This is a genomic window from Dactylosporangium sp. CA-092794 (assembly GCF_050948465.1).
Taxonomy (GTDB): domain Bacteria; phylum Actinomycetota; class Actinomycetes; order Mycobacteriales; family Micromonosporaceae; genus Dactylosporangium.
Map to the genome: position 1 here is coordinate 764569 of NZ_CP192044.1, position 23651 is coordinate 788219.

Below are 23651 nucleotides of genomic sequence, written 5' to 3' on the forward strand. Positions count from 1 at the left end.
GACTCCGTCACCCGACTTATCCCCTATATCACCATTTTTCATCCTTCTAGTTCCCAGCATCCCCACGAGCCTCGTGAATACGGTCCGTGCTCGCACCCACTCACGTTCGGTTGAACATGCTTGGCCGTGCGTGTCCGGCTCCAGGATGCGACCGACAAATCGCCCCCCGTCGGTCCACTACCGGAAGTCTCCGTGATCATGCCGGATCCGCTCCGGCACCACCGGTTTCTCATGATCACGGAGTAATCGTGTACACCCGTGTACCACAAGTCTCCGTGATCATGGCGAACCCGCGGTGCGGCCGTGGCGCCACGCATGATCACGGAGACATTCGTCCGCTCCGGCGGCCGGCGAAAGCGGATAGAGGCTGACAAATCCCCTGTCAGGGTATAAGTCGGATAAGTCCGGACACGAAGTGTCTGGACTTATCTGTTCCCGAAACCGGCCAGGGGAGCTGTAGGGTCTTTCGGCTGGGCCAGCAAAAGTTTGTGGGGTGGCGACGGAAAGTATGGACAGTCTCAGCCAAAGACCCTAGTGTGTCCCACACGACACTAGGGTGTTTCATCAATGTATCCGGCTCGGCGCCGGACACGGCGATGCCCACCCGGAGGTCGACCGCACCCCCGGCTACGGCATCCGGCGCGGCGGCGCGCGCCCTGCCTGGCACGTCACGTCAGGAAGGGACCCAGTGAACCAGCAGCCCTCAAGGCATCGATGGCGGCCAATTGCTGCCACGCTCCTGCTCGCCTCCTCCAGCCTCGTCGCCACCACTGCCGCCGTCCTCGCTGGCGCCGCGCCCGCCGCGGCGGCCATCAACGCGGCCGACTTCCAGCAGGTCACGCTGGCCAAGGGGGAGCCGGAGGTGGGCGAGCCGCTCACCATCTCGGTGCTGCCCGACCGGTCCGTGCTGCACACCGCCCGCGGCGGCACCCTGCGGCGCACCGACGCGAGCGGCAACACGAGCGTCATCGCCAACATCCCGGTGTACACGCACGACGAGGAGGGGCTGCAGGGCGTCGCCGCGGACCCGAACTTCGCCGGCAACCGCTACATCTACCTGTACTACGCGCCGCCGCTGAGCACCCCGGCGGGCGACGCGCCGGCCAGCGGTACCGCCGCCGACTGGACCACCTGGACGGGAGTCAACCGCCTGTCCCGGTTCACGCTCAACGCCGACTACACCGTCAACCTGGCCAGCCAGGTCAACATCCTCGACGTGCCGGCCAACCGGGGCATCTGCTGCCACGTCGGCGGCGACATCGACTTCGACGCGGCCGGCAACCTGTACCTGTCGACCGGCGACGACTCCAACCCGTTCGACTCCGCCGGGTTCTCGCCGATCGACGAGCGCACCGACCGCAACCCGGCGTACGACGCGCAGCGCTCCGCCGGCAACACCAACGACCTGCGCGGCAAGATCCTGCGGATCAAGGTCAACGCCGACGGGTCGTACTCCGTCCCGGCCGGCAACCTGTTCGCGCCCGGGACCGCCGGCACCCGGCCCGAGATCTACGCCATGGGCTTCCGCAACCCGTACCGGATGACCGTCGACAAGGCCACCGGCATCGTCTACGTCGGCGACTACGGCCCGGACGCCGGCACCAGCGACCCCAACCGCGGCCCGTCCGGCCAGGTCGAGTTCGACCGGATCACCGCGCCGGGCAACTTCGGCTGGCCGTACTGCACCGGCACCAACACCACCGCCGAGACCTACAACGAGTGGAACTTCGCGACCAACGCGACGGGCCCGAAGTTCAACTGCGCGGGCGGCCCGACGAACAACTCGTTCCGCAACACCGGCCTGACGACGTTGCCGCCGGCTAAGCCGGCCTGGATCCGCTACGGCGGCGACGCCGGCAGCCCGCCGGAGTTCGGCAGCGGCTCGGAGTCGCCGATGGGCGGCCCGGTGTACCACTACGACGCCGCCAACGCCTCGACCACGAAGTTCCCGGCGGCGCTGGACGGCATGTTCTTCGCCGGCGAGTTCGGCCGCGGCTGGATCAAGCCGATCAAGATCAACGCGGATGGCTCGCCGGGCGCGATCGACAACTTCCCGTGGAACGGGAAACAGGTCATGGACATGCAGTTCGGTCCGGACGGGTCGCTCTACGTGCTGGACTACGGCACCGGGTACTTCAACGGCGACATCAACTCGGCGCTGTACCGCTACGACTACGTCGGCGCCGGCGGCAACCGCGCCCCGACCGCCGTGGCCGGTGCCAACGTCACCTCGGGCGCGGCGCCGCTCGCGGTGACCTTCTCCTCGGCCGGCTCCAGCGACCCCGAGGGCGGCGCGCTGACCTACTCGTGGACGTTCGGCGACGGCGGCAGCTCGACCGCGACGAACCCGTCGCACACCTACACGACCAACGGCACCTACTCCGTCACCCTGACCGTCAAGGACACCCAGGGCGCGATCGGTACCGCCAACGTGCTGATCAGCGTCGGCAACACCGCGCCGACGGTGACGATCCAGGGCCCGGCGCCCGGCCGGCTCACGTCGTTCGGCGACGCGGTGCCGTGGAGCGTCACGGTCACCGACCCCGAGGACGGCGCGATCGACTGCGGCAAGGTCACGATGACCTACGTGCTCGGCCACGACCAGCACGCGCACCAGATCACCTCGCAGACCGGCTGCGCGGGCACGATCACCATCCCGGTCGACGGCGAGCACGACTCGGCGTCGAACATCTTCCCGATCTTCGACGCGCAGTACACCGACAAGGGCGGCCTCACCACGCACGCGCAGAGCATCCTCGCCCCGCGGTACCGCCAGGCGGAGTTCTTCAAGACCTCCTCCGGCGTCGACCAGATCACCAAGCCCGCGGCCGAGGGCGGCAAGACGGTCGGCAACATCAACAACGGTGACTGGATCGGCTTCGAGCCGTACAAGCTCAACAACGCCACCGCGTTCACCGCCCGGGTCTCCTCCGGTGGTACCGGCGGCACGCTGCAGCTGCGCACCGGGTCGCCGACCGGCACGGTGATCGGCTCGGCGACGGTGCCGGTGACCGGGTCGTGGGAGACGTTCACCACGGTCGGCGGCCCGATCAGCGCTGCGCCGGCCGGGACGACCTCGCTGTATCTGACCTTCTCCGGCAGTACCACCGCCGCGCTGTTCGACCTCGACAGCTTCACGTTCACCACGAGCGCGACCGGCAACGGCGTCGGCCCCGTGACGGGCCTTTCGGGCAAGTGCCTCGACGTGCGCGGCGCGGCGAGCGCCGACGGCACCCAGATGCAGCTCTACACCTGCAACGGCACCGGCGCGCAGGTGTTCGTGGTCTCCGGCCAGCAGCTGAAGGTGCTCGGCAAGTGCGTGGACATCGCCGGCGGCGCCACCGCCGACGGCACCAAGATCCAGCTCTACACGTGCAACGGCACGGGCGCGCAGAACTGGGCCGCCCAGGCCGACGGCTCGCTGCGCAACCCGCAGTCGGGCAAGTGCCTCGACGTGGCCGGCGCCAACACCGCCGACAGCACGGTCGTCCAGCTCTACACCTGTAACGGCACCGCCGCGCAGAAGTGGACCCTGCCATGAGGATGCGAACCCTGTTCGCGGCCGCGGTGATCGCCGCCGCGGCCGCCCTGCCCGCCACCCCGGCGCTCGCCGCCGACGCGTCCTACGACGTGCTGGTCTTCTCCAAGACGGCGGGCTTCCGCCACGACTCGATCCCGGCCGGCATCCAGGCCGTCCGGGACCTGGGCGCGGCGAACGGCTTCACCGTGACCGCGACCGAGGACGCGGCCGCGTTCACCGCCGCCAACCTGGCGCAGTACGAGGCGGTGGTGTTCCTGAGCACCACCGGTGACGTGCTCGACGACACCCAGCAGGCCGCGTTCGAGGCCTACATCCGCGGCGGCGGCGGATACGTCGGCGTGCACGCCGCCGCCGACACCGAGTACTCGTGGCCCTTCTACGGCCAGCTCGTCGGGGCCTGGTTCGCCAGCCACCCGGCGATCCAGTCGGTCAACTCGCGCACCGAGGACCGGGCCAACCCGGCCACCGCGCACCTGCCGCAGGTCTGGACCCGCACCGACGAGCTGTACAACTACCAGACCAACCCGCGCTCGAGCGCGAAGGTGCTCGCCACGCTCGACGAGTCGTCGTACTCCGGCGGCACCATGGGCGCCGATCACCCGATCACCTGGTGCAAGACGATCGACAGCGGCCGGTCGTTCTACACCGGTTTCGGGCACACCCAGGAGTCGTACGCCGACGCCAACTTCCGGGCCGAACTGCTCGGCGGCATCCGGTACGCGGCCCGGCGGGCGCAGGCCGACTGCCGGCCCGAGACCGGCTACACGGCCCTCTACAACGGCTCCACCGCGGGCTGGTCGCAGTCCGGGCCGGGCGGCTTCACCGAGTCCGACGCGACGCTGAGCTCGACCGGCGGCATGGGGCTGTTCTGGTACAGCGCGAAGCAGTACACCAGCTTCTCGCTCAAGGCCGACTTCCGCATCACCGGGGACAGCAACTCCGGGGTGTACGTCGGCTTCCCGAACCCGGGCAACGACCCCAACATCGCGGTGAACCAGGGCTACGAGATCCAGATCGACGCCACCGACACGCCCGACCACACCACGGGCGCGATCTACGGCTTCCAGTCGGCCAACCTCGCCGCCCGCGACGCCGCGCTCAACCCGCCCGGCGCGTGGAACACCTACGAGATCCTCGTCGAGGGCCAGCGGATCCGGGTGTACCTCAACGGCTCCGGAATCAACGACTTCACCAACACCGATCCGAACCGCAACCTCGACGGCTACGTGGGCATCCAGAACCACGGCGCCGGCGACCAGGTCTCGTTCCGCAACGTCCGGATCAAGGAGCTGACCGGCTCCGTGCAGGCCGAGTCGTACTCGGCGGCCAGCGGCGTGCAGCCCTACACCAAGGCCGGCGCCAACAACGGCCAGACGCTGGGCTTCGTCGACCCGGGTGACTGGGCGCGGTACGACAACGTCACCGTCGGCGGCGCCACCACCTTCCGGGCCCGCGTGGTCTCCGGCGGCCCGGGCGGGCAGATCCAGGTCCGCACCGGCTCGACGACCGGCCCGATCCTGGGCACGGTGACGGTGCCCAACACCGGCGGCTGGGAGACCTACGCCGACGTGTCCGCCCCGCTCACCGGCGTCCCGGCGGGCAGCGCCACGGTGTTCCTGACCTTCACCGGCACCGGGACCGGGCTGTTCGACGTGGACGACTTCACGTTCGTGCGGCCGGCCGGCACGGGCACCGGCCCGGTCACCGGCCTGGCCGGCAAGTGCCTGGACGTGCGCGGCGCGACCGGCGCCGACGGGACGCAGATCCAGCTGTACTCCTGCAACGGCTCGGCCGCGCAGAGCTGGACGGTCAGCGGCCAGACACTGCGGGCGCTGGGCAAGTGCCTCGACATCTCCGGCGGCGGCACCGCGGACGGCACCAAGATCCAGCTGTACACGTGCAACGGCACGGGCGCGCAGAACTGGGCCGCCCAGGCCGACGGCTCGCTGCGCAACCCGCAGTCGGGCAAGTGCCTCGACGTGGCCGGCGCCAACACCGCCGACAGCACCGTCGTGCAGCTCTACACCTGCAACGGCACCGCCGCGCAGAAGTGGACACTGCCGGCATAACGGTCGGCCGCCGTGCGCCGGGACCAAGCAAAGACGGATGGTCCCGGCGCACGGTTGCACACAGTGACGGATCCGACGGCGGGGCAGCGATCCTGGCCCCCATCGCCTAGGCTCGGCCGAGTGCTGGGGACTCGAACGGTGCGAATACTGCTGGCCGGTCTGCTGGTGACGGGGTTGGCCGCGTGCGGTCAGCACGCCGAGTCGGCGCCACCGCCGGCCGACGTCGCCATCGACCCTCCGTCGAGCACCGACCCGTTCCCGACGGGTGAGCTGGAGGGTGACAGCGGCCTGGCCGCGGCGCCGCCGAAGTCCCCGTCCCCGTCCGCGTCGAAGAAGCCGAGCGTCAAGGCGACGGTGAAGCAGGTCAACCCGGGCGGCGACACCGGCGGGGCCAAGCCGGTCAGCACCAACGACGGCGTGCCGCAGCTGGGCAGCGGCACGTTCACCGTCGCGCAGGGCGGCACCGACGTGGTCGGGTCACCCGATGCGGCCACCCTGGTGAAATACCGTGTCGAGCTGGAGAACGGCATCCAGTGGGGCGGCAACCAGGTGTGGACGACGTCCTCGCTCGCCACCGAGGTCGACCGCGCCGTCGCGAGCCCGCTGGGCTGGACGAAGTCCGCCGAGCAGCACGTCACCTACGCGCCCAACAAGATCAGCGACGCGAGCTGGAAGTTCCAGCGGGTCAGCGGCGACGACTACAACGTGGTGCTGCGCCTGGCCACCCCCGGCACCGTCGACAAGCTGTGCAAGGCCGTCGGCGTCTCCACCCAGGGCATCTACTCCTGCCGCTACGGCAAGACGATCCTGCTCAACCTGCGCCGCTGGCTCAAGGGCATCGACGGCTTCCCGGCCGGCATCGACTTCCACGCCATGACCGTGCTGCACGAGATGGGCCACTTCCTCGGTTTCGACCACATGAAGTGCCCCGGCGCCGGCCAGGTCGCCCCGGTCATGCAGACGCAGACGATCGCGCTCAACGGCTGCAAGCCCAACGCCTACCCGTTCACCGAGGACGGCACGTTCGTGCAGGGCCCCTGGGCGGCTAGCTAGCCTTCAGCCGGCGCAGCAGGTCCGGCACGCCGGCCTCGTATTCGCGCCACTCCCGGTCGGGCTTGAACCCGAGCTCGGCGTTGACCTTGAGCAGCGGCTCGTTCTCCAGCGCGTTCCAGGTCTGCACGTCCACCAGGTGCGGCTCGGCGGCGCGCAGCTCGAACAGCATCCGGGCCTTGATCGCCCGGCTGATGCCGTAGCCGCGGTGGCTCGGCACCTCGATGGTGTCGTACTGGTCGGCCCGGGTGGGCCGCTGCGCGGGCACGACGACCTCGGTGAGCCCGGCGATGGTGTCGGTCTGCTCGTGCACGGCGAGGACGATGTACGGCTTGAGGCCGCGCCCGTGCAGCGTGCGCAGGCTCGCCGCGAGCCGCTCCGCGTCGTAGGAGCTGGGCCGCAGCTCGAGGTCCTCGACCACGGCCGCGCGGGCCGCCTCCTTGGCCGCCGCGTAACCGGCGTAGAGCTCCGGCGGCGGGCCGCCGGGGTAGTACTCGATGCGGTACCCGGCGCTGATGCCGGCCGCCATCTCACCCAGCCGCAGCCAGTCGACGCCGCCCAGGTCGAGCACGTTGCGCATCTCGATGAACGCGCACTCGAAGCCGTGCGCCTCGAAGAACTTGATGGCCGGGGTCCCGCCGATGACCTCGACACCGACCGACTCGAAGCCCTCCTCGGCGGCCCGGCGGGCCACGGCGGCCAGCAGCGCCGTGCCGACCCGCCCGCGCCGCGCACCCGGCACGACCGACAGCTCCAGGACGCCGATCTCCTCCAGCGCCAGCAGGCTCGCGTGGCCGAGGATCTCACCCGCGTCGGAGGTGGCCAGCCAGGACGTGCGCCGCTCACCCGGCATGGTGACGGCAAGGTACTCGCGGAACATCGTCTCGCGCCACGGCGGATCCTCGGGCACGTCGGACGCGACGATGTCGTTGAGCGCCCGCAGTACTGCCTCGAGCTCGTCCGCGGGCGCGGTACCTGGGTCCCACTCGCGCACCTTCACGCCATAAGCCTGCCCTTGTTTGTGGCTGAGCGGAAGTACCAGCGCGCAGAGCGTGGCATTGATCTACTCGCGGGTGGTTTGCTCGCGGTCGGTGCTCAGCTCTGCCGGTCGCGCCGGCCGTAGTCGTTGGTGGCGTTGAACACCGCCGCGCGGTACTCCTCCGGCACGTTGTAGGCGTGGATGGCGGCGTTCCAGCCGTCCAACGTGGACAGGTCGCGGCCGCCCTCGCACAGGTAGGCGGCGGCGGTCAGCGCCGCGTCGTCGATGTCGTTGACGTCGGCCGTGCCGTCGCCGTCGGCGTCCAGGCCATACTGCTTCCAGGTCGCGGGCAGGAACTGCATCGGCCCGACGGCCCGGTCCCAGCTGCGGTCGCCGTCGAGGGCGCCCTGGTCGGTGTCGGCGACCGCCTGGCGGTTGTTCTGCCCGTCCAGCGGCGGCCCGACGATCGGCGGGACCGAGCGGCCGTCGTCCTGCAGGACCGAGCCGCCGGTCCGGCCGTGGTTCGACTCGACCTTGGCGATGCCGGCCAGGGTGGTCCACGTCAGTTTGCATTTGGGAGTGGTACGGGCGGTGACGGCCTCCGCGTACCCGTACGCCTGCAGCGCCACCACCGGGATGTCCAGGCGCACCGAGCGGGCGCCCGCCCACGCGCCGTAGACGTCGGCCGGGCGCTGCCTCGTGCCGGGCGGCGGGCTGTAGGAGCTCGAGCCCGACGGGGTCTCCGGCCGGGGCGCCTCGCCGGTGGCCGGGGCGTCGGTGGCCGGGGGAGCGCCGTTGGTGCCCTCGGGCGGCGGCGCGGAGAACGACGGGTCGGCCTGCGGGCGGGACGCGGCCGGGACGACGACGGCGCCGGCCACGCCGGCCGCGGCCAGCACGACGGCGATGAGCAGGCCGGGCAGCAGGAACCGTGCGCCCGGGCGGGACCGGGCGCGGTTGAACCGCTCCCGGCGCTCGTCGAGCGCCCGCCGCCGCGACTCCATCACGTCGACGGCCGGCGGGTCGGGCACGGCGTGCTTGGGCTGGTGCGGGGTCTGCGGCCCCGCCGTGGCCGCCAGCTGCGTCTGCGTCTGCGTCTGCGTCTGCGTCTGCGGTTTCGGCTGCGGTTGCGGTTTCGGCGCGATGATCTCCACCGGCAGGCGCTGCTCGTCCGCGGCGTGCCGGGGGACCGGCGGGCGGATCACCGTCGCCGCCGGATCGTCCACAGTGGCCGGTCGGTCCGCCTCCGGCACCTCGTCGTCGCTCGCCACGATGCTGAGTATTCCGCAATTCCCGCGAGCGTGTCACCGTGACCTAACCTGTTCCAATGCCACGTTACGAGTACCGCTGCCGCGCCTGCGGCGACACCTTCGAAGTGCAACGCCCGATGAGTGAAGCGAACGTGAAGACCGCCTGTCCGGCCGGCCACGACGACACCGTGAAGCTGCTGTCCACGATCGCCGTCGGCGGCTCCGCCCTGAACGCCCCGCGCGGCGTTCCGGCCGGCCCGTCGGGTGGGGGCTGCTGCGGCGGCGCGTGCGGCTGTTGAGATATTGTTACGAGTCGGTCTCGTAATACGTGCGGTAAAACCGCAGTGATGTTGTGGCCGGTCGTCCCACAACCGCCACTGGAGTGTTGTCGTTACGTCACGCGAAAACCACTCAAGGTTTGCCCCCCACCCTGCTGACCAGCCGGGATCGCCCTTGAGGGTTGCCGGTGGGGACCGTTTTAACGATGTGCGCACCAACCGGGTGGGGAAATATGGGGCACGCCTGAAAAAAGGAGGCGGAGGTTTCACGTGTCGGGGCGGACGCACCTGCCCAGCGGGCTGGTGACATTCCTCTTCACTGACATCGAGGGCTCGACCCGGTTGGCCCAGATGCTCGGTGCAGGATACCGTCCGGTGCTCCACGAGCACCGGGAGGTCATTCGCCGCGCGCTGTCCAAAGCGGACGGTGTGGAGCTGTTCACGGAGGGTGACTCGCTCTTCGTCGCCTTCCCGGACGCGGCCGCCGCCCTCGAGGCCTGCGCCGAGGCGCAACGCGCCCTCGCCGCGCACGAGTGGCCCAGCCCCGAGGCTCGCCCCCGGGTCCGGATGGGCCTGCACACGGGCTTCGCCGAGCCGTACGGCGGGGAGTACACCTCGCCGGAGGTCCACCGCGCCGCCCGGGTCGCCGCCGCCGCGCACGGCGGCCAGGTGCTCTGCTCCGCCGCCACCGCCGCCCGCGCCTTCCCGACCGGCCCGTTCCCGGCCGGCGCCGGCCCCGGCGAAGGCTCGCCCGACACCGAGACCTGGCTGCTCGACCTCGGCCTGCACCGGCTGCGCGGCTTCGACGGCTCCGAGCGGATCTTCCAGCTCGTCGCGCCCGGCCTCGACCGGCAGTTCCCGCGCCCGCGCACCATCGACGCCCCCGCCCACAACCTGCCGGTCCAGACCACCCGCTTCATCGGCCGCGCCGCCGAGCGCGCTGCGGTCCGCGACCTGATCAACCGCCACCGCCTGGTCACCGTCGTCGGCACCGGCGGCGCCGGCAAGACCCGGGTCGCCGTCGAGGCCGCGGGCGAGCTCGTCGAGCAGTTCCGCGACGGTGTGTGGTTCGCCGACCTCAGCGCGGTGGCCAACGGAGACCTCGTCGACGTGGCCGTCGCCGCCGCCCTGGGCCTGCGCCCGGAGCCGGGCCGCGCGGTGATCCAGACGATCGCCGACCACGTCCGCGACCGCCGCCTGCTCATCGTGCTGGACACGTCCGACGCGCAGCTGCCCGCGGCCCGCCGCCTCGTCGGCCGCCTGCTGACCGCCGGCCCGGACGTCGCCGTGCTGGCCACCAGCCGGGAGCCGCTGGGCCTGGCCGGCGAGGTCGTGTGGCGCATCCCGCCGCTGTCGGTCGAGGCCGCGGTCGGTGGCGGCTTCAGCGACGCGGTGGCCCTGCTGGTCGACCGCGCCTCGGCCGCCCGCGGTGGCCGCCCGGTCGAGCCGGGCGACATCGTCCACCTGACCCGAGTCGCCGAGGCCCTCGAAGGCCTGCCCCTGGCCCTCGAACTGGCCGCCGCCCGCCTGCGCCTGCTCTCCGCCGCCCAGCTCGCCGACCGCATCAGCGACGTCCTGGGCACTCTGGACGCCGGCTCCTCGGCGCCGCGTTCCCTCGCCACCCCCTCGGCCGCCACCCCCTCGGCCGCCTCCGCCTCGGTCCCTGGCGGCCCGGCCTCTGCTCTTGGCGGCTCGGCCTACGCCTCCGTCCCCAACGGCTCGGCCTCCGTCTCTGCTCCTGGTGGCTCGGCCTCCGCTCCTGGCGGTTCTGCCTCCGCGGCCGGCGGCGCTACTCCTGGCGGCATTGTTTCCGGCACTTCCGGGATCGTGTCCGACATTTCGGATGTGTCCGTTTCTTCGGGTATCGCCGCTTCGGCCGGCGCGGATGCCTCCGACCGGCATCGCACCATGCAGGCGGCGGTCGGCTGGTCGTACCGCACCCTCGACCCGCGCTCGGCCCGACTCCTGCGCTGGCTGTCGGTGTTCGCCAGCCCCGTCGACCTGCCCGCCATCGAGTGGCTGCACGACGGCGACCCGCTCGACCCGCTGGCCACCCTCGTCGACAAGTCCCTGCTGCAGGCCGAAGCCGGCGCCACCAACGCGACGTACCGCATGCTCGACCCGATCCGCGCCTACGCCGCCCGCCTGCTGGTCGAGGCCGGCGAGGAGGAGTCGGCCCGCGAACGGCACGTCGCCTGGTGCCTGCAGGCCGCCCACGACGCCTACCTCGACGCCGACGGCCGCCCCGTGACGCTGTCGCTCTACACCCTCGACCCGCTCGCCGACGAACTGCGCGCCGCCCTGCACTGGACCGTCACCCGCGGCAGCGCCCGCCAGGGCCTGGCGCTGGCCGGCTCGCTCGACCAGTGGTGGCGCGAGCGCGGCCTCATGCGCGAGGGCCGGATGTGGCTCTTCCGGCTGTACGAGCGGGTCAGCGCCACCGGCGAGCCGGTCCCCGACGCGGAGCTCGCCGCCGCCTACCACATGCACTCCCTGCACGCCGGCGCCGACGGCGAGACGGTCGAAGAGCTGCGGTTCTCCCAGCGCGCCGAGGCGGCCGCCCGCCGCGCCGGCGATCCGGGCCTGATCGCCCGCATCCTGTCCGCCCGCGGCGCCCCGCTGCTGGACATGGGCCGCACCGACGAGGCCGAACGCCTCACCCGCGACGTCATCACCTGGGCCGAGGAACAGGGCGTGGCCGGCGAGGCCCTGTCAGCCGTCTATGCCCAGGCCCAGCTCCTGTGGCGGCACGGCGCCCTGGACGAGGCCGCCGACCTGCTGGCCAGCGCCCGCCCCCTGGAGAACAGCCGCCCCCTGGAGCGCGGCCGCCGCACGGTCGACATGCTGCTGGGCATGGTCGCCCTGGCCCGCGGCGACCTGGTCGCCGCACACGACCACCTGATCGTCGCCTTGCGCTCCCGCATGACCCACGGCTTCCACCTGCGCGTCTGCGAGACCCTCAACGCGGTCGCGGTCCGCTGCGCGCTGGCCGACGACGCCCAGACCGCCGCCCGCCTGTTCGGCGCCGCCCAGGCCGCCCGCATCCGCCTGCGCTGCTCGGCGGGCGGCTTCGCCGCCTACTGGACCGAACAGCAGGCCACCCTCCGCACCAACATGGGCGACGCCGACTTCGACGCGGCCTACGCCACCGGCGGCACGCTGTCGCTGGAGGAGTCGGTAGCGCTGGCCCTGACGATCGAACACCCGGACCTCATGGCCGGCTCGATCCGCTTCTCCACCGTCGAGTAGCCCGCCGACCTCACTCCTCCTCGGGGTCCTGGTTGGCCTCGGCCCCCAGCACGAACGCCTGCATCGCCAGCTCATCCCCGGCCGGCCAGACAAACGCCGGCAGCTCCGCCGGCCCGAGCTCCCGCACGTAGTTCCAGAACACCCGCACGGCTTCGCCGGGCGACCCAGCCTCGATCGGCATGTCCACGCTGACCAGCCAGGTCCGCTTGGCCACCGGCCCCTGCCGCACCCGCTCAACGGCCAGGGAGTACGCCGCCTGGTCAACGGCCCGCACCCCAGGCGAGCCGTCACCCCCCAAACCCCCCGCCGCCAACGGCGAGTCGAGCAGATTCACCGTGTACTGCAACCGCCCCGCCCCATCGACCCGAGCCACCCCGAACACCACGTCGTCGTCCCCACCGACCACAAGCAGCGCCTCATCCCCAACTCCCAGCACCCCCGGCTGGACGGAGATGTCGAGCGTCCCATAGACCCGCTCCGCCGCGTACTCCTCGGAAGACACAACCACGACCCACTTCGCCATGCGGTCATTGCATCACGCCGCCCACCCGCCCCTACGCCCCGCACCAACCCAGCTCCGACACCCACGGCTCCCCAAAACCGCTCCCGCCGGAACACCAGCACTTTCGCCCCGCCTCCGCCGCCGTGCCCCGCCTCAAGACGCAGCGCCGCCGTGCCCCGCCTCAAGACGCAGCGCCGCCGTGCCCCGCCTCAAGACGCAGCGCCGCCGTGCCCCGCCTCAAGACGCAGCGCCGCCGTGCCCCGCCTCAAGACGCAGCGCCGCCGTGCCCCGCCTCAAGACGCAGCGCCACCGCGCCCCGCCTCAAGACGCAGCGCCGCCGTTCGGCCGCCGTAACCGCGCCCCGCGCCGGACGCCGCACCCGCTCGGATCGGTCGCCGCGCTCCGCGCCGGACCCCGCCGGAAGCGCTGGCGCCTTCGTCCGGACGCCGCCACCGGGTGGTGGTCGGTGAGCGGCTTGCCGAGGCGCTCCTCCAGGCGCGGACGCGATCGGCAACCCAGCGGCGCGCGCCACCCTTGCCCAGGCCGTCGATCGGCGCTCGATTCAGCGTGGCCGCCAGCCCGGGTTGGCCCCCTTGGCCCCCTTGGCCCCCTTGGCCCCCTTGGCCCCCTTGGCCCCCTTGGCCCCCTTGGTCCGACGCCGAGCCGGGCACCGTCTGGGCGCGACTTGGCCCGCGCTCGCTCATCGACTTCGACCGGCCCCGGCGTCGCTGCGGACCCTCACGCCGAACGGCCCGCAGTGGGCGCGCCGCATTGGGCATCGCGACCAGAACTCTCCGCGATCATGCCAACGTCGCTACCCGTACCACGCGTTTTTCGTGATCACGGAAGGATGTTGTACTCATAGGTACCTTAAGGTTCCGCGATCATGAAAAACTCGCCGCGCGCCAGCGGGAGCTGCATGATCACGGAGAGATTCGCTCGCTCCAGCCGCCGCCGGCAAGCCCCGACGCCTGGCGACGTCATGACTTCGAGAGTCAGATCGTGGGCGAATGCGATCAAATGGGACGTGTTGGTCACGGGGGCCGGCACGGACGCCATCGATCATGCGAGTAATCAACACTCCGTGATCGATCGGCCGCATTGCGCCCGCCCCCATCATCGCTGCTGGAACCGAGCTGGCAGGAACTCGTCGCGCTGCCACCCGACCGCGGCGATCTAGGTCATTCGAGGGCGAGTCCCCCGGGGCCCCTCCCCCCCACCCCCGCCGCCCTCGTCGTTCGTGTCTTGCCCGGGGACTCACAGCGACACGAAGCACCCCACCACGTGGTCATTGACCATCCCGGTGGCCTGCATCAGTGCATACGCCGTCGTTGGTCCCACGAACCGGAAGCCGCGCCGCTTCAGCTCCTTCGCCATCGCCCGCGACTCCTCCGTCACCGCCGGCACCATCGAGAAGTCCGCCGGGCGGGGTGGCGCCGGGTCGGGGGCGAACGACCACAGCAGCTGGGCGAGGCCGTCCGGGAGGTCGGCCGCCGCCCGCGCGTTGGCGATGGCCGCCTCGATCTTCGAGCGGTTTCGCACGATGCCCACGTCGCTGAGTAATCGCTCGACGTCGGACTCGTCGAACGCGGCCACCTTCTCGAGGTCGAAGCCGGCGAACGCGATCCGGAACGCCGGTCGCTTGCGCAGGATCGTGATCCACGACAGGCCGGACTGGAAGGCCTCCAGCGTCATGCGCTCGTAGAGCCCGACGTCGTCGCGGACCGGCCGGCCCCACTCGTTGTCGTGATACTCCACGTAGTCCGGCGTCGAACCGCCCCAGCGGCACCGGGCCAGCCCGTCGTCTCCTATTAGCACGTCGACCATGGGTGGGAAGGTACTCCGGGGGTACGACAAAAATGGGCTCAGGCGAGCCCGCCCGACTCCACCTGCCGGGCGAACCTGCGCAGCGCCGTGGTCAGACCCGCCTTCGAACCCGGCCAGAGCAGCGGCCAGGCGAACCGCCCCGCCGAGCCGGCCGGCAGGTGGAACCACTCGTGCCACACCACCTGGGTGCGGTCGGTGCCCAGCTGGGTGCAGCGCAGCACGCCCGGCCCGCGCAGTACCTTGCCGTAGTGGACCACGCGCACCTCGAACGGCGGGTCGATCTTCACCACGCGCATCAGGTCGCGCACGACCGCCGGGCCGACCTGGGTCACCGCCTCGATCTGACTGCCCTCGCCGCCGTCGCCCTCCAGCACCCGGACCGTGGTGAACGGGATCCATTCGCCCTGCCGGGCCCAGTCGGTGAGCGCGGCGAACACCCGACCGGCCGGCGCGGCCACGATCACGGTGGCCGTGACCTCGCCCGGCCCGGGACGTTCCGCCTCGGTGAAGTCGGCGGAGGTCACTTCACCACCGGCGATGGGCGGCCCCAGGAGTCGTCCGCGGCGGTGCCCCAGTTGGTGTCGTCGGGCTTCTCGTCCAGGTCGATCACCGACTCCTCGGGCTTGTCGGCACCCTCGGCGGTCTCGCCGTCCTCGGGCGTCTCGGCCGAGGCGGGCGAGGTGGGATCGGGGGTGATCGTGCCGGCGCCGGCGGCCGCGGCCAGGCGCGCGTCGCGCAGGGCGTCGGCGTCCTCCTGACGGCCCTCGCGGAGCGCCTTGATCTCGGCCTCGAGGACCTGGATCAGCTCCTCTTTGTATCCGATGTCGTAGCCGGCGCGCCGCAGCGCGGTGTCGACCTGATTCATCCGGTACCCCCGGACAACCGTGTCGAACCGCAGCTGGTTCACGTCGCCCTCGACCAGCGGCCGCGACGACGGCAGCGGCACGGAGCGCCCGTCGGGTTCGTGTCCTTCGATCCCCGGGTCATCACCGGTGATCAACAACGACACGCCGAACCCGATGGCCCCGACAACCACAGCGGCGATCAACACCAGGAGGAACTCAGCCATAGGGGGAATCGTGGCACGCTGAGTACGCCTGGGCGAGCCCGGCACACCCATCTGAAGGAAACGCGGAGGTCAAGCAATGTTCCGTCTGGGCGCCCGGCAGTTTGCCGAGGGCGAGTACGCGGTGATGGCCATCATCAACCGGACCCCGGACTCCTTCTTCGACAAGGGTGCGACATTCATGGAGGACGCTGCCCTGCGCGCCGTTGAGACGGCGGTCGCGGAGGGAGCGGACATTATCGACATCGGCGGCGTGAAGGCCGGACCGGGCGAGACCGTGGACGCCGCCGAGGAACTGCGGCGCACCCTGCCTACCGTCGAGAAGATCCGGGCAATGTTCCCCGAGGTGGTCATTTCGATCGATACCTGGCGGGCGGAAGTGGCCCGCGAGGTGGTCGCGGCCGGCGCCGACCTCATCAACGACACGTGGGCGGGCGCCGACCCGGCCCTGGCCGAGGTGGCCGCCGAGACCGGAGCGGGCCTGGTCTGCTCGCACGCGGGCGGCCTGACCCCCCGCACCCGCCCGCACCGGACGGCATTTCAAGATCCAGTTGCCGATGTGGTACGAACTGTGTCCGCCCTGGCAAATCGCGCCCTCGCCCTCGGAGTGCGCCGCGACGGCATTCTCATCGACCCGGCCCACGACTTCGGCAAGAACACCCGCCACTCGCTGGCCATCACCAACCGCCTCGGCGAGCTGGTCGCCACCGGCTGGCCGGTCCTGGTCGCGCTGTCGAACAAGGACTTCATCGGCGAGACCCTCGACCTGCCGGTGGGGGAGCGCCTCGAGGGCACCCTGGCCGCGACCACCGTGTCGGCCTGGCTGGGCGCCCGGGTGTTCCGCGCCCACCAGGTACGCGCCACCCGCCGCGTCCTCGACACCGTCGCCGCCATCCGCGGCGAGCGCCAGCCCGCGGTGGCCCGCCGCGGCCTGGCCTGACCGGCGCACTCCTCGACCCGCGGCGTGCACCAGCCCGCCGTGCCCGGAGCCGCGCGGAGCGCGGTCGAGGGCCGGCGGTGCGCTGCGGGCGGCCTGCGTCGACCCCCGGGGCGGCGCGGCGCGCCGGCCCGGTGCGGATGTCGCACCCGCCGGGCGCAACCTCGCGATCTGCGCGTCCGCGCCGGCGGACGAAAGTCTCCGTGATCATGCTGCCCGCGCTGACCGCACCACGGGTTTGCCATGATCCCGGAGACTTTCGGTACACGGGGGTACATCACCGCTCCACGATCATGAAAGAGCGTTGGTGTCGATGCCGGTTGCGCATGATCACGGAGACTTCCGGTCGCTGCGCCATGCCCCGCGGCGAGCAGCGGTGGCCTGGCGCGATCGGCACAACCTCGCATATATGAAATGTCGGATAAATCCGGCTGCGGAGCGGCTGGATTTATCCGGACAAAGACCAGCAAACGAGCCTCAGGTCCAGCGCAGGATGTTCTTGCGCCAGGCGTACAAGATCCCCAGGAACAACACGGCCACGAAGATCGCCATCTCGACGACGGCCGCCCCGCCGTATCCCGGCAGATCGAAGACGACCGCCCAGGGAAACAGGAACACACTCTCGACCGCGAACAATGCGTACAAATACGCGTACACATAGTAACGAATCTGTGCCTGCGCCCAGTCCCCGCCGACCGGGTCCAGGCCGCACTCGTATGTCTCGTACTTCGCGCCGCCAGCCGGAGTCGCGTCGGCCGATCGGCGGGGGCCCAGCAGCCGGTTGGCCGTAAACGCGGCGACGAAAACCCCGCCTCCGACCAGCAGGAGGAGGCCGAGCGTCGCATATCCGCCCAGATAACCGCTCATCGCACGCACCGTACCCGCTTCGTCACCATCTCCGACATGCCGAAACGTGAAACTCTTTGGATAATGGGCCGCCGGACCGCAACCAAGCCGTCATCCGGCTCGCTCCAGGACCAGCCTAGAAGGACACCCCTCATGGAAGCACCCACCGGCCGCCGAACCAGTTGGCGGCTGCGGGCCGGCTCCTTCGTCATCTTGGCCGCCATCGGCTCGGTGCTGTTCGCCCCACCGGCGTTCGCCGGGCCGGAGGAGGGTGAGACCAGTTCGGCGCCCGTGGAGGTGCCTCCCACCACCGAGGTACCGACGCGGGAACCGACGACCGACGCCCCGACCCAGGCACCGCCGACCACGCACGCGCAGATCCCGCCGCCGACCACGCACGCCCCGCCTCCGCCGCCCCCGCCCGTGCACCGGTTCCGCATGACCGTGAGCACCGTGTCGCTGGGCGACGAGTACTGGCAGGGCGACGGCTCCGCCGAGATGGTCATCTCGATCAAGAATGCCGGCGACCACGTGGGCCGGGACGCCATTACCGGCTTCTACGCGTTCCCCAGCGGCGCGCAGGCGACCAGCGCCTACGGTACCGGGGGCTGCAGCGTCGCCAACGGGTCGCTGAGCTTCAGCTGCACGCTGCCGGAGGCGGCGCTGGGGCAGGTCGTGGTCAAGGTCAACGTGGACCCGGGGGCCTGGAAGATCATCACGACCGGGCTGGTCACGGCGGCGATCGGGGCGCAGCAGCGGACCGCGCCGATCGCGTTCGCCTTCACCAGGCCGCCCACGCCCGGCATCGACCTGAGCGCGTCCGCGCCGCAGCTGCCGCCCGCCGCGGCGGCGGAGGACGAGCCGGCCCAGCTCTCGGTGCGGCTGCGCAACACCGGCGGGGCCAAGGCGGCCGGTGCCGTCGAGGTGGTCACGCCGCCCGGGGTCGACCTGGTCGCGTTCCCGCCGGTCTGCCGCTCGCACCGGCGCGTCGCGGCCGATCGGGACCGCTGCGAGCTCGGCGACATCGCCGGCGGCCGGGACGTCTCGGCCGTGTTCGGCCTCACGGTGAGCGCCGCCGCCCGCGGCGAGCTGCCGCTGACCGGCGCCGTGCACGGGTACCTCACGCCCTCCGGGCTGGCCACCGTCGAGACCCGCTACGACTTCCAGCTCACCGCACCGCCGCTGACCAGCGCGGACGCGCCGCTGCCGACCTCGGCGCCGGCGTCGCCGGCCCCGCCGCCGAGCATCGGCACCGGGCTGAGCCTGCGCCGGCCGGGAAGTGGCAGCGATCAGCTGTCCAGCGTGCCGTACCTCGCCGCCGTCATCGGCCTGGTCACCGTGCTCGGCGTCCTGGCCGTGCTCTCGCTGCGCCGCCGCCTGCGCGACGACGACGACGCGCTGGGCCCCGACGAGGTGGAGGACGTCGTGCTCGTGCCGGCCCTGGGCGCCGATATGCTGCCGCGGTTGCCCACCGGGCCCGTGGCCGGTTCTACGTTCCGTGACCGCGACGACGAGTAGAGCCACCTGCACACACCGCCGCGGCCGCGCAATGACAAATCTCGCATGCCCGCGACCGTTGAACACCGATATGCGCCGCAGATCGTCAGCCCCCTGCGACGTACCCTCAGGGAGTAAGCACATCACGCCCGCCGCTTAGGAGGTCAGCTCACGTGACCAAGCAGGTCCGCCAGCTGGATCGGGTGGTCATCAGGTTCGCTGGCGATTCCGGCGACGGCATGCAGCTCACCGGTGACCGGTTCACTTCCGAGACCGCACAGCTCGGAAACGACATATCCACCCTGCCCAACTTCCCCGCCGAGATCCGCGCTCCCGCCGGCACCCTGCCCGGCGTGTCGAGCTTCCAGGTGCACTTCGCCGACTTCGATATCCTGACGCCGGGTGACGCCCCGAACGTGCTGGTTGCGATGAATCCCGCCGCGCTGAAGGCGAACCTCGCCGACCTGCCCAAGGGCGCCTCGATCATCGTGAACACCGACGAGTTCACCAGCCGCAACCTGACCAAGGTGGGGTATTCGGCCAACCCGCTCGAGGACGGCTCGCTGGTCGGGTGGAACGTCGCCCCGGTCGGCCTCACCTCGATGACGGTCAAGGCGCTCGAGTCGTTCGACATCTCCAAGAAGGATGCCGAGCGGGCGAAGAACATGTTCGCGCTCGGCCTGCTCTCGTGGATGTACTCGCGACCCTACGACTCCACGATCGCCTTCCTGGAGCGCAAGTTCGCCGCCCGCCCCGAGCTCGTCGCGGCGAACATCGCCGCGTTCAAGGCCGGGTGGAACTTCGGCGAGACGACGGAGAACTTCGCCGTCCGCTACGAGGTCAAGCCGGCCCGGATGGTGCCGGGCAACTATCGCAACATCACCGGCAACGTCGCGCTCGCCCTGGGCATTGTCGCGGCGGGGGTACGGTCCGGTCTGCCGGTCTTCCTGGGCGCGTATCCGATCACCCCGGCCTCCGACATCCTGCACGAGCTGAGCAAGCACAAGAAGTTCGGCGTGACCACGGTGCAGGCCGAGGACGAGATCGCCGCCATCGGCGTGGCGCTGGGCGCCTCCTACGGCGGCGCGCTCGGCGTGACCACCACCTCCGGGCCGGGCGTCGCGCTCAAGGGCGAGACGATCTCGCTCGCGGTCGCGCTCGAGCTGCCCCTGCTGATCATCGACGTGCAGCGGGCCGGCCCGTCCACCGGCATGCCGACCAAGACCGAGCAGGCCGACCTCAACATGGCCCTGTTCGGCCGGCACGGCGAGGCCCCGGTGGCGGTGCTCGCACCCCGCTCGCCCGCCGACTGCTTCACCGCCGCGCTGGAGGCGGCGCACATCGCGCTGACCTACCGCACCCCGGTCATCCTGCTCTCCGACGGCTACATCGCCAACGGCTCCGAGCCCTGGCGGCTGCCCGAGGTCGCCGACCTGCCCGACCTGCGGGTGCGGTTCGCCACCGAGCCCAACGGCGAGGACGGCAAGAGCTTCCTGCCGTATCTGCGCGACCCGCAGACCCTGGCCCGCCCGTGGGCCGTGCCCGGCACCCCGGGCCTGGAGCACCGCATCGGCGGCCTGGAGAAGGCCGACAAGACGGGCGACATCTCCTACGACCCCGCCAACCACGACTTCATGGTGCGCACCCGGGCCGCGCGCATCGAGGGCATCGAGGTGCCCGACATCGAGGTCGAGGACCCGGACGGCACCGCCCGCGTGCTGGTGCTCGGCTGGGGCTCCACCTACGGCCCGATCGGCGCCGCCGCCCGTGCGCTGCGTCAGCGCGGCCTGGCGATCGCGCAGGCGCACCTGCGTCACCTCTCGCCCATGCCGAAGAACCTCGGCGAGGTGCTCAAGTCCTACGACAAGGTGGTCATCCCGGAGATGAACCTCGGCCAGCTCGCCGGGGTCATCCGGTCGCGGTACCTCGTCGACGCCATCGCCTACAACCAGGTCCGCGGCCTGCCGTTCACCGCGGCCGAGCTGGAGGGCGTGCTCGAGGAAGTGGTCAAGAATGCCTGAGGCCCTGAAGCTGACGATCAAGGACTTCAAGTCCGACCAGGAGGTGCGCTGGTGCCCCGGCTGCGGGGACTACGCGATCCTGGCCGCGGTCCAGTCGTTCATGCCGGAGCTCAACATCCCGCGCGAGCGGATGGTCTTCGTCTCCGGCATCGGCTGCTCCTCCCGGTTCCCGTACTACATGAACACCTACGGCATCCACTCGATCCACGGCCGCGCGCCGGCGATCGCGTCCGGCCTGTCGGTGTCCCGCCCCGACCTGTCCGTGTGGGTCGTCACCGGCGACGGTGACGCGCTGTCCATCGGCGGCAACCACCTGATCCACGCGCTGCGCCGCAACGTCAACCTCAAGATCCTGCTGTTCAACAACCGGATCTACGGCCTGACCAAGGGGCAGTACTCGCCGACCTCGGAGCTGGGCAAGATCACGAAGTCGACGCCGGCCGGCTCGGCCGACTCGCCGTTCAACCCGATCTCGCTCGCGCTCGGCGCCGAGGCGAGCTTCGTGGCCCGGACCATCGACTCGGACCGCAAGCACCTGCAGTCGGTCCTGCGCGCCGCCGCCGAGCACCGCGGCTCCGCGTTCGTCGAGATCTACCAGAACTGCAACATCTTCAACGACGGCGCGTTCGACGTGCTGAAGGACCCGGGCACCCGCGACGACTTCCTGATCCGGCTGGAGCACGGGCGCCCGATCACCTTCGGCAAGGACGGCGAGTGGGCGGTCACCCACCCGCCCGGCGGCTTCGGCCTGTCCGTCGTGCCGACCGCCTCGGTGGCCCCCGAGGAGATCGTGGTCCACGACGAGACCGTGGCCGAGCCGGCCTACGCGTTCGCGCTGTCCCGGCTGCCCGGCCTCGACCTGCGCAACACCCCGATCGGTGTGTTCCGCTCGGTCGACCGGGCCGCCTACGACGACATCGTGCGCGACCAGCTCGCCACGGCGAAGGCCAAGGCGAAGGGCACGCCCGAGGAAGAGCTCGGCGCCCTGCTCAACAGCGGCGACACCTGGACGATCCTGTAACTGGGCCGCGGCTACGCCTGCACGGGGACCGCCGCCGCCGTCTCGGCGGTGGTGGTCTCCAGCCAGCGGATGAGCGTGCGCACACCCCAGCCGGTCGCGCCCTTGGTGAGCTCGCCGTCGTTGCTGTCGGACCAGGCGGGCGAGGACATGTCGAAGTGGGCCCAGCTGGCGCGCAGCGGGCCGGTGAACTCGCGCAGGTAGAGCGCGGCGAGCAGGGAGCCGGCGCCGATGTCGGTGGAGTTGATCAGGTCGGTCAGCTCGCCGTCGATCTCCTGGGCGTAGTCCTCGCTGAGCGGCATGCGCCAGACCGACTCCCCGGCCGTGGCCGCCGCCTCGGCGAGCGCGCCGGCCAGGGTGTCGCTGTGGCTGTACAGGGCGGCGGTCCGCTTGCCCAGCGCGACGCCCTGCGCGCCGGTGAGCGTGGCCAGGTCGACGAGCACGTCGGGGCGCAGGCGGCGCACCGCGTAGGCCATCGCGTCGCCGAGCACCAGCCGGCCCTCGGCGTCGGTGTTGAGGATCTCCGAGGTGATGCCGCCGTAGTGGGTGACGACGTCGCCGGGGCGCATGGCGTCGGCGCCCAGCGCGTTCTCGGCCAGCGGGGCCAGCGCGGTGATGCGCACCGGCAGGCGCAGCGCGGCGGCGGCGAGGGTCGCGCCGACCACCGCGGCCGCGCCGCCCATGTCCTTGCGCATGAGCTTCATGCCGCTCACCGGCTTGATGCAGATGCCGCCGGTGTCGAACGTGATGCCCTTGCCGATCAGCACCACGTGCCGCCGCGCGCCGCGCGGCCGCCAGGACAGCTCCACCAGCCGGGGACCCCGCTCGGCCCGGTCGGCGCCGGCGCCACGGCCCACGGCCAGGATCGCGTTGAAGCCCTGTGCGGCGAGGTACGCCGGCTCGCGCACCTCGACCGTCAGGCCCGGCACGCCGGTGGCGGCCTTGACCACCTGCCGGGCGAACCAGGCCGGCGTCTTGCGATCGCTGGGCATGTTGGTCAGGTCGCGGGCCAGGATCGTGGCGGTGACGACCGCGCGGGCCTGCTCCAGCGCCTCGGCGTGCTCGCCGGTGGCGGTCAGCGACACCGTCACGCGGCGCAGCGGGTCGGGCTCGTCCTCGCCGAGACGGAACCGGTACGACGCCAGCCAGAGGCCCTCGGCCACACCGCGGACCGCTTCGGGGGGTGTTTCCGGCGGTACCGCCACCCGCAACGACGTCTCGGAGCGCGCCGAGCGGGCCAGTGCCGCGCCGGCGGCCCGCCAGCCGGCCTCGTCCCCGTCGCCGATGCCCACGAACAGCAGCCGCGACGGCCTGCGCCCGGGCCGTGGCAGGCTGTGCACGGTGCCGGCCGACCCGGAGTGCTCGACGTCCTCCAGGAACGCCGCGCACTCGGCGAGGTCGGCCGGTCCCAGCTTCAACAGGTCGAGCGCGGCGGAGGGGGCGCCGGACGGCACGACGACGGCCACCGCACCGGAGGCGCCGCGGCCTGTGGCGAACCTGATGTCCAGCACGAAGACACTCCCT

17 protein-coding genes are annotated in these 23651 nt (G+C 71.5%); 9 read left to right on the forward strand and 8 right to left on the reverse strand.

Going from position 1 to position 23651, the window contains the following annotated elements:
• The first annotated feature begins 688 nt into the window (after positions 1-688).
• The 3 genes from ACQPXD_RS03300 (at position 689) to ACQPXD_RS03310 (ending at position 6663) form a co-directional block, all read left to right on the forward strand.
• The gene (locus ACQPXD_RS03300; RefSeq protein ID WP_432834646.1) at positions 689-3541 is read left to right on the forward strand and encodes a PQQ-dependent sugar dehydrogenase; all 2853 of its coding nucleotides are present in this window, start codon (positions 689-691) and stop codon (positions 3539-3541) included.
• Between the two features lie 2 nt (positions 3542-3543).
• The gene (locus ACQPXD_RS03305; RefSeq protein WP_432843612.1) at positions 3544-5610 is read left to right on the forward strand and encodes a ThuA domain-containing protein; all 2067 of its coding nucleotides are present in this window, start codon (positions 3544-3546) and stop codon (positions 5608-5610) included.
• Positions 5611-5730: 120 nt separating this feature from the next.
• On the forward strand, positions 5731-6663 hold the full coding sequence (locus ACQPXD_RS03310; RefSeq protein ID WP_432834648.1) for a DUF3152 domain-containing protein: 933 nt from the start codon (positions 5731-5733) through the stop codon (positions 6661-6663).
• Here the strand turns inward: ACQPXD_RS03310 and ACQPXD_RS03315 are convergent.
• Both ACQPXD_RS03315 and ACQPXD_RS03320 read right to left on the reverse strand, forming a co-directional pair.
• Positions 6656-7660 (reverse strand): GNAT family N-acetyltransferase, encoded by a 1005-nt coding sequence (locus ACQPXD_RS03315; protein WP_432834650.1) that lies wholly within the window; start codon positions 7658-7660, stop codon positions 6656-6658. The genes ACQPXD_RS03310 and ACQPXD_RS03315 overlap by 8 nt on opposite strands.
• A gap of 95 nt (positions 7661-7755) precedes the next feature.
• Positions 7756-8907, reverse strand: a complete 1152-nt coding sequence (locus tag ACQPXD_RS03320) for a lytic transglycosylase domain-containing protein (protein ID WP_432834652.1) — start codon at positions 8905-8907, stop codon at positions 7756-7758.
• A 56-nt stretch (positions 8908-8963) separates the two neighbouring features.
• Here ACQPXD_RS03320 and ACQPXD_RS03325 point away from each other — a divergent pair, with 56 nt between their 5' ends.
• Positions 8964-9185 carry an FmdB family zinc ribbon protein gene (locus tag ACQPXD_RS03325; protein ID WP_432834654.1) on the forward strand — a complete coding sequence of 74 codons (222 nt, stop codon included), beginning with the start codon at positions 8964-8966 and terminating at the stop codon, positions 9183-9185.
• 249 nt (positions 9186-9434) lie between these two features.
• The gene (locus tag ACQPXD_RS03330) at positions 9435-12413 is read left to right on the forward strand and encodes an adenylate/guanylate cyclase domain-containing protein (protein ID WP_432834656.1); all 2979 of its coding nucleotides are present in this window, start codon (positions 9435-9437) and stop codon (positions 12411-12413) included.
• Positions 12414-12423: 10 nt separating this feature from the next.
• On the opposite strand, the gene ACQPXD_RS03335 is transcribed toward ACQPXD_RS03330, so the two are convergent.
• The 4 genes from ACQPXD_RS03335 to ACQPXD_RS03350 all read right to left on the reverse strand — a co-directional run bounded on the left by ACQPXD_RS03335 (position 12424) and on the right by ACQPXD_RS03350 (position 15811).
• Positions 12424-12936 carry a hypothetical protein gene (locus ACQPXD_RS03335; protein ID WP_432834658.1) on the reverse strand — a complete coding sequence of 171 codons (513 nt, stop codon included), beginning with the start codon at positions 12934-12936 and terminating at the stop codon, positions 12424-12426.
• 1236 nt (positions 12937-14172) lie between these two features.
• Positions 14173-14742, reverse strand: coding sequence for a DNA-3-methyladenine glycosylase I (locus tag ACQPXD_RS03340; protein ID WP_432834660.1), 570 nt, complete (start codon positions 14740-14742; stop codon positions 14173-14175).
• A 38-nt stretch (positions 14743-14780) separates the two neighbouring features.
• Positions 14781-15266 (reverse strand): SRPBCC family protein, encoded by a 486-nt coding sequence (locus ACQPXD_RS03345; RefSeq protein WP_432834662.1) that lies wholly within the window; start codon positions 15264-15266, stop codon positions 14781-14783.
• A complete protein-coding gene (locus ACQPXD_RS03350) occupies positions 15263-15811 on the reverse strand; it encodes a DivIVA domain-containing protein (RefSeq protein WP_432834664.1) in 549 nt (182 codons plus the stop codon). The genes ACQPXD_RS03345 and ACQPXD_RS03350 overlap by 4 nt, the downstream gene beginning before the upstream one ends.
• A 76-nt stretch (positions 15812-15887) precedes the next feature.
• Between ACQPXD_RS03350 and folP the strand changes: the two genes are divergently transcribed.
• Positions 15888-16748, forward strand: a complete 861-nt coding sequence (gene folP, locus ACQPXD_RS03355; RefSeq protein ID WP_432834666.1) for a dihydropteroate synthase — start codon at positions 15888-15890, stop codon at positions 16746-16748.
• A 474-nt stretch (positions 16749-17222) separates the two neighbouring features.
• Here the strand turns inward: folP and ndhC are convergent, their stop codons facing one another.
• Positions 17223-17612 (reverse strand): NADH-quinone oxidoreductase subunit A, encoded by a 390-nt coding sequence (ndhC, locus tag ACQPXD_RS03360; protein WP_432834668.1) that lies wholly within the window; start codon positions 17610-17612, stop codon positions 17223-17225.
• 132 nt (positions 17613-17744) lie between these two features.
• On the opposite strand from ndhC, the gene ACQPXD_RS03365 reads away from it, so the two are divergent.
• From ACQPXD_RS03365 to ACQPXD_RS03375, 3 genes are all read left to right on the forward strand, one after another.
• Positions 17745-19109: a hypothetical protein gene (locus tag ACQPXD_RS03365; protein ID WP_432834670.1), complete on the forward strand. Its 1365-nt coding sequence runs from the start codon at positions 17745-17747 to the stop codon at positions 19107-19109.
• A gap of 152 nt (positions 19110-19261) precedes the next feature.
• A complete protein-coding gene (locus ACQPXD_RS03370) occupies positions 19262-21109 on the forward strand; it encodes a 2-oxoacid:acceptor oxidoreductase subunit alpha (protein ID WP_432834672.1) in 1848 nt (615 codons plus the stop codon).
• Complete coding sequence (locus tag ACQPXD_RS03375; protein ID WP_432834674.1) at positions 21102-22130, forward strand: 2-oxoacid:ferredoxin oxidoreductase subunit beta; 1029 nt, start codon at positions 21102-21104, stop codon at positions 22128-22130. Before ACQPXD_RS03370 ends, ACQPXD_RS03375 begins: the two co-directional genes overlap by 8 nt.
• Positions 22131-22141: 11 nt before the next feature.
• On the opposite strand, the gene ACQPXD_RS03380 is transcribed toward ACQPXD_RS03375, so the two are convergent.
• Positions 22142-23638 (reverse strand): leucyl aminopeptidase family protein, encoded by a 1497-nt coding sequence (locus tag ACQPXD_RS03380; RefSeq protein WP_432834676.1) that lies wholly within the window; start codon positions 23636-23638, stop codon positions 22142-22144.
• Positions 23639-23651: the final 13 nt, after the last annotated feature.

Bases quoted from the DNA above. Each gene is read 5' to 3' on its own strand.
- ACQPXD_RS03305 (WP_432843612.1), top strand. From the start codon at position 3,544: ATGCGAACCCTGTTCGCGGCCGCGGTGATCGCCGCCGCGGCCGCCCTG.
- ACQPXD_RS03325 (WP_432834654.1), top strand. From the start codon at position 8,964: ATGCCACGTTACGAGTACCGCTGCCGCGCCTGCGGCGACACCTTCGAA.
- ACQPXD_RS03335 (WP_432834658.1), bottom strand. From the start codon at position 12,936: ATGGCGAAGTGGGTCGTGGTTGTGTCTTCCGAGGAGTACGCGGCGGAG.
- ACQPXD_RS03340 (WP_432834660.1), bottom strand. From the start codon at position 14,742: ATGGTCGACGTGCTAATAGGAGACGACGGGCTGGCCCGGTGCCGCTGG.
- ACQPXD_RS03350 (WP_432834664.1), bottom strand. From the start codon at position 15,811: ATGGCTGAGTTCCTCCTGGTGTTGATCGCCGCTGTGGTTGTCGGGGCC.
- folP (WP_432834666.1), top strand. From the start codon at position 15,888: ATGTTCCGTCTGGGCGCCCGGCAGTTTGCCGAGGGCGAGTACGCGGTG.
- ndhC (WP_432834668.1), bottom strand. From the start codon at position 17,612: ATGAGCGGTTATCTGGGCGGATATGCGACGCTCGGCCTCCTCCTGCTG.
- ACQPXD_RS03365 (WP_432834670.1), top strand. From the start codon at position 17,745: ATGGAAGCACCCACCGGCCGCCGAACCAGTTGGCGGCTGCGGGCCGGC.
- ACQPXD_RS03375 (WP_432834674.1), top strand. From the start codon at position 21,102: ATGCCTGAGGCCCTGAAGCTGACGATCAAGGACTTCAAGTCCGACCAG.